Below are 5,220 nucleotides of genomic sequence, written 5' to 3' on the forward strand. Positions count from 1 at the left end.
CCTTTTAAGGGAACTGGGTGCTCGAGGATGAAACCTCCGATACCGCCGCGGCCAACTGGCTGCGAGAGCTCGCTGCCCTCATTCGGGGCGTGGTCGCCGAATTCAATGAGAGTGACATGGGCTGATCGGACCTTTCGATAAAGGGTGCGCTCTGAATGATACGACTCGGACCGTGAGACTTCATTTGGAGCGTGGTTGCCTGAATTCCGGCATATGCGCGATGCGGTCGCTGATTATTACCCGGCCACCGCTTGCCGTATTGGGTTGACCCTGACTCTTCCAGCGTGATTGCGTCCACGACACTTTCGGAAAGTGCTGGCGGTCGTGGTTGATTCGATCGAGTGCCGGTTGTTTCCGTGGGATGATCGTGAATCTGCTGGCAGTGTTCGTGGATAGTTGATTCGGTTATGTGTGAGGATCCCGATCGGAGTCCGGTCGGGATTTTTCATGCCTAAAACTTCGTGACTATCAATACCTCACAAGGACTTGACATGAGTGAAAGAATACTGTTTTCTGATATTGAACTAACTTTGGTCGACTTTCTTTCCGTAGAACTCGCCACGGTATCCGATACCGCGACTGTGGTCAGCCGGGTCCCCGACCCGCGCCCATCCCGTATGGTGCGAGTAACCAGAAACGACCGAAAAGCCCGAGTTGATGTCGAGGATCGGGAGGGGCGCCGCAGCGCTCAGCTGATCCTTGATCGTCCTCGCGTCGTTCTCGAATGCACCGATGACGCCGGCGCGGCGGCAAACCTTGCCGCGCTTGTGCGCTCGATCCTGCGTTCGGCCGCTCCCGGCTACCTGGGCACCGTGTGGTGCGACCAGGTCGAGGATGCCGGCATGGAGAACGACACCGATCCGGCGACCGCCGCTCCGCGGTACACCCTCGTCGCCGACCTGATTGTGCGAGGCACCGTTCTCGCCTGACTCCGATCCGGAGTCGAACTGTAGTACCCATCCCGAGGGCCTGCGCAACAATCCCAAGGGAGATAACAACAATGGCTCTGCCTTCCAGCAATTTCATCGGCGCCGGTACCCCGAACCTGGCCGTTTCCGGCGGTGTCCTGGTGGCGCCGCTCAACACCACCCTGCCGACCACCGCGGCCGGCGACATCGCCCCCGCGTTCAAGGCTCTCGGCTATGTCTCCGAGGACGGCATCGAGTCGCTCGGCGAGCGCAAGGTCGAGACGGTCAAGGACTGGAACGCCGATATCATCGCCCAGCTGCAGACCGAGCACTCGGTGCGCTTCGGCCTCACCCTGTACGCGGTGTGGGACCAGGATGTGCTTGCCGAGATCTTCGGTGAGAACAATGTGACCGCCACGGCGGCCACCACCACCTCGGGCAAGCTGATCAATGTCAAGGAAACCGGCATCGTGCTGCCGCGTCGCTCGTGGGTCTTCGACATGAAGACCGAGGACAAGAAGCTGCGCATCGTTCTGCCGAACGCCAAGATCTCGTCGATCACCGAGAAGAAGTTCGTGTCCAACGAACTGGCCGGCTTCACCATCAATGTCGAGGCATTCAAGGATGACTCCGGCGTCAAGGCGTACCGCTACCTGGACGACGGCATCAAGACTGCCTGATTGAAAGCCCCCATCGGCGGCGGGTAAAACACCTATGCGCAGGCCCGCCCGCCGCCGATGGGCCCTCTTATTTCCGCAATTCACATTTCAACGAAAGGGTCTGCTACCCATGACTTCTCCTGCTGCTCCCATCAAGATCGCCCAGCCGGCGGTCGTGAAGGACGACTTCACCTACACCGTCGACGGCGCCGACATCGTGCTGCCGTCGCTGTCCTACCTCAAGCCCGGTCTCGTTCGCCGGATCCGTCGTCTCGGCGATGTCGACGCCATGTACACCCTGCTCGAGCTGAGCCTGACGCCCGAGGCGCTCGCGGTGCTCGACGACATGGATCCCGACGCCTACCACCAGCTGCTCGAGGCGTGGCGCGCGCACTCGGGGCTGAGCCTGGGGGAATCCTAAGCCTCGATGCTCTTCTCGAAGAGCACAGCGAGGCAATCGAATACGACCTGATCGCCTTTGGGCTCCGGCTGCGGATGCTCGGCACCGACGTACTCAGCTGGGCGGACCTGCGAGCGATCGTCAAGCACCTGCCGCTCGAGTCGGCGCTGCTTCGGGAGATGTACCCGGAGGGCAGTCGATGGCAAACCGCTGAGCACTTGCTGGCAGATGTCGCAGACAGTCTGCGGTGGTTGGCCTGGGCCCGTACCGACGACGGCCGGCGCGGGCGCAATCGACCCGAGCCGATCGCTCGTCCGGGAAGGCAATCGGATCGCGAACGTGTCGGCACGGCAACGGAACTCGATCAGATGAACGACTTCCTCGGCTGGAAACAGTAGGTGGCTGCAGCCCCGGAGCGGTCGAACGCAGAAAGTGGATACCAATTGTGAAGAAGAAACGCCCAACGGCGATGACATTGCCGGACGTTCTTGCGATGACCACGAGCGGCACACCGGCTCCGGGAAAGCGGATCAGGCTGCCGAGCGGGGCGGTCTGGGAGGGTGGCTCCGGCGGCGGTGCCGCGACGATCACCCTGCCGGAGGAAGCGCCGGTCACCCTCGGTGAGGATGGCCGGATTCCGCCGAACAGCCTGATCGGGGAGGGTCTGCTCGGTGTGCTGTCCGATGTGCTCGGCACGCAGCCGGGCGCTATCGCCGAGCGGGTGGCGGGGCAGGCGATGGACCTGCTCCGCCCCGATGCGGACGCGACCGATACCAAGACCCGCCTGATCAAGTTTTCGTCGAAGACGACACTGCTAAATCCATCGAAGTCCGATTCCGGCGGCGAACACGAAGCAGCAGAAAATGCCAGTGCCCCTGCTGGTTACGCGGGTGGCGGCGCGGTCCGTGGACCCGGGACCGGCAGCAGCGACTCGATTCTGGCCCGGTTGTCGAACGGTGAATTCGTAGTCAACGCGGCCGCGACTTCGCACGCGCTGCCACTGCTGGAAGCGATCAATGCCGGCTGGGTTCCCTCAGCCGGGTATCTGGCCGGAATGCTGCCGGGCTTCGCCGACGGTGGTCTCGTCGGCGGGAGCCCGATGGCAGATCCGCAGCGCTGGCGTGATCTGCTCGGAACCGGGCTGATAGCGGATGTGCTCGGCGGCGTCGGCGGTGCGGCCATCGACGCGGCCGGTGCGGTCGGGGCCGCGCTCGGCGGTGCGCTGGGGCCCGTCTTCGGAATGGGCGGGCCACTCACCCGACGCAGTAACGACCCGGTGAAAGTTGACCTGAGTCAGCAGGATTCATCCGGGCTCAGCACCGCGCCGCCCCTGTCGGCGGAGCTGAATGTCCAGCCGCAGGGTGTCATGAACGTGGCGCCTGCCTTCGCGCAGCCGTCGACGTCCGCGAACACCGGATCGGTGGCGCCGCTCGCGTCGCTGTCGGAGGCGCTGACGGCGGGGATCATGTCCTCGGCGACAGAAGCCGGCGGACGGGTGGGCTTGGCGCTGGGCGAGGCGATCGCGCCCGCATTGGGACCGGCCGGACAGCTGGCACCGGAGATCGGAAAATCTCTCGGTGAGTCGATCGGTTCCCGGTTCGGGGGCGGGTTCGCCGCCTCGATGTCGCTGAAGACCCAGATCGGTCCGATGCCGTCCGATATGTCGGTCGGCGGAGGGGCTGGTGGCGCAGTCGCGCCCGGTGGTGCTTCGCCGGCAACGGTGACCAGCTTGGGTGATGGCGGGTCGACCGGCGGCAGCAACGTCGTCGTGACCGGCGGTAGCCAGAGCGGTCTGACAATCCTCAACAGCACCGGGGGAACAACGGCGAGTGGTGCGTCCACCACACCGCGAACCCCGAGCCTCAGTGAGGGGCTCCAGGGGACGAGTCTGGCTGAACCCCAGTATCGAAGCACATACGGCGGCGCCGACTATATCGATCGCGCGTCGATCGTCGGCAGCGAGCTGGCGAGCAACTTCGGCAAATCGCTCGGTCTCAGCGACACCACTGCCCTGCGTGAGGCCGGTTCCACGGTAGGAGCTCTGGTCGGAGCCCTGGGTATCCCGTCCATCTCTGACGCGCTCGCGGCTGACGGCGAGCTCGCCAAGCAACTCGGCATCAATCCGGACGACGAATTCTTCCTGCCGTTCGAGCAGCAGAAGGCCTTCGATTTCAGCGAAGGCGACAATCTGTCCGCGGGCATTTCCGGATTTCTGTCCGGTGCCTCGTCCGGCGGCTTGGTCAAGGGCGTCACCGGGGCCGCCAAGGGCCTCGCCCAGGACGCGGCCGGACAGGTCGGCAGCTTCCTCGGTGCTGGTTTGGGTACGGCGATCGCCGGGCCGGCCGGTGCCGCGATCGGTTCCGTACTCGGTTCGATCGCCGGATCGGTCGTCGCGGGCAAGGCGGTCGACCTCGTCGCCAAACCCGTCGAATGGGTGGCGAGCACCGCCAAGGAACTCGTCGGCACCGGCTTCGGTCTGACGGACCTGGCCGAGGGTCCCGGCGGGCACACCGCCCGCGGCGACATCTTCAATTTCAACGGTATGGACCCCAAGAGCGTCGCGATGTCCATCGCCCGCGTCCAGCGCCGTCAATCGTTTGCGCAGCAACGCGGAGGAGGGCTCGGGCGATGACCCACCAATTGCTCAGTACACAGGACACCAAGATCGTGGTCTGGGACGTCAACGGCCGGGTCTGGCACCTGGCGGGCCCGAATGCCGGGCGCGAGGGCGTAAGGCTCGCGGCGCAAACCGGATTCATGTTCGCGCCGGTCCAGCTGCTCGCCACCGAAGGTGCCCGCCAAGATGGCGCCACCTTCACCCGGTCGGTCCGCTGGAAGAAGGAATGGGACTTCCTGGCCATCATCTCGACCGCGGCGGGCGCGCGGGAATCCAACCCGGTTCGCGAGTTCCTCGCCGTGCATGATGCGTGGTTCCGTGGGTGGTCCACCGACAAACCGGTCACGGTCGGCTACTTCACCCGGCACCAGGGCTGGCGCTTCCAGCAGTTCCAGATCGACAGCGCTCCAGAACCATCGGGCGATATCGATCCTGCTCGCAACGGGTTCGCCATGTACAAGATCTCGGCGACCGCCATGGACCCGCTCGCACGCCACTTCGACGAGACGCAGGTCTGGACCAATGCCTCGGGCACCGGCGAGGGCGTCCTCCGCCTGCGCAACGCAGCCGACCAGCCGGCGTGGCCGCGCTACACCATGAACGGCCCCGGGCGCTGGTCGATCCTCGACCCGGTCC

Annotated in this window: 6 protein-coding genes; all 6 read left to right on the top strand. The window is 64.7% G+C overall.

Annotated features, from left to right (window positions below; translation table 11 throughout):
• The first annotated feature begins 491 nt into the window (after positions 1-491).
• Positions 492-929, top strand: coding sequence for a hypothetical protein (locus tag ACFWPJ_RS23775; RefSeq protein ID WP_378854600.1), 438 nt, complete (start codon positions 492-494; stop codon positions 927-929).
• 71 nt (positions 930-1,000) lie between these two features.
• Positions 1,001-1,588 carry a hypothetical protein gene (locus tag ACFWPJ_RS23780; RefSeq protein ID WP_378854601.1) on the top strand — a complete coding sequence of 196 codons (588 nt, stop codon included), beginning with the start codon at positions 1,001-1,003 and terminating at the stop codon, positions 1,586-1,588.
• 109 nt (positions 1,589-1,697) lie between these two features.
• Complete coding sequence (locus ACFWPJ_RS23785) at positions 1,698-1,988, top strand: hypothetical protein (protein WP_378854602.1); 291 nt, start codon at positions 1,698-1,700, stop codon at positions 1,986-1,988.
• Positions 1,949-2,365 carry a DUF5361 domain-containing protein gene (locus tag ACFWPJ_RS23790; RefSeq protein WP_378854603.1) on the top strand — a complete coding sequence of 139 codons (417 nt, stop codon included), beginning with the start codon at positions 1,949-1,951 and terminating at the stop codon, positions 2,363-2,365. Before ACFWPJ_RS23785 ends, ACFWPJ_RS23790 begins: the two co-directional genes overlap by 40 nt.
• A 95-nt stretch (positions 2,366-2,460) precedes the next feature.
• A complete protein-coding gene (locus ACFWPJ_RS23795) occupies positions 2,461-4,599 on the top strand; it encodes a hypothetical protein (RefSeq protein ID WP_378854604.1) in 2,139 nt (712 codons plus the stop codon).
• On the top strand, positions 4,596-5,220 hold a 625-nt coding region (locus ACFWPJ_RS23800; protein WP_378854605.1), incomplete at its 3' end, for a phage tail protein. The genes ACFWPJ_RS23795 and ACFWPJ_RS23800, both read left to right, overlap by 4 nt.

This window comes from Nocardia sp. NPDC058497 (assembly GCF_042720195.1).
In the GTDB taxonomy this organism is placed as follows: Bacteria; Actinomycetota; Actinomycetes; order Mycobacteriales; family Mycobacteriaceae; genus Nocardia.